Source organism: Prevotella sp. OH937_COT-195 (assembly GCF_003932845.1).
Lineage (GTDB): Bacteria > Bacteroidota > Bacteroidia > Bacteroidales > Bacteroidaceae > Prevotella.
In genome coordinates this window covers 1-341 of sequence record NZ_RQZH01000187.1, presented here as the reverse complement: position 1 = coordinate 341, position 341 = coordinate 1, and the positions used below count along the sequence as shown (strand labels likewise).

At 36.1% G+C, this 341-nt stretch carries 2 rRNA genes; both read left to right on the top strand.

The window, feature by feature from the left end:
• Positions 1 to 96: ribosomal RNA gene (locus tag EII32_RS11850) — 23S ribosomal RNA — on the top strand; the annotation flags it as partial.
• A gap of 60 nt (positions 97 to 156) precedes the next feature.
• A 5S ribosomal RNA gene (gene rrf / locus EII32_RS11845) occupies positions 157 to 265 on the top strand.
• Positions 266 to 341 lie beyond the last annotated feature (76 nt).

Below are 341 nucleotides of genomic sequence, written 5' to 3'. Positions count from 1 at the left end.
AAGTATCCACTGAGACTAAGTGGTTGATAGGTTGGGGGTGTAAGTGTAGTGATACATTTAGCTGACCAATACTAATAATACGTAGGCTTTTATTAAATATATTCTTTACTTTACTATTCATTTTTGATTGTCTTATGGACAACATAACAAAACAAGTTTGGTGACAATAGCCACAGGGATACACCTAGTTACATTTCGAACCTAGAAGTTAAGTCTGTGTACGCTGAAAATACTTAGTAATAGGGAAGATAGGTAGTTGCCAAACTTTTTTTAAATCATGACTTTGTAGCTCAGTCGGTTAGAGCATCTGACTGTTAATCAGAGGGTCGAAGGTTCGAGTC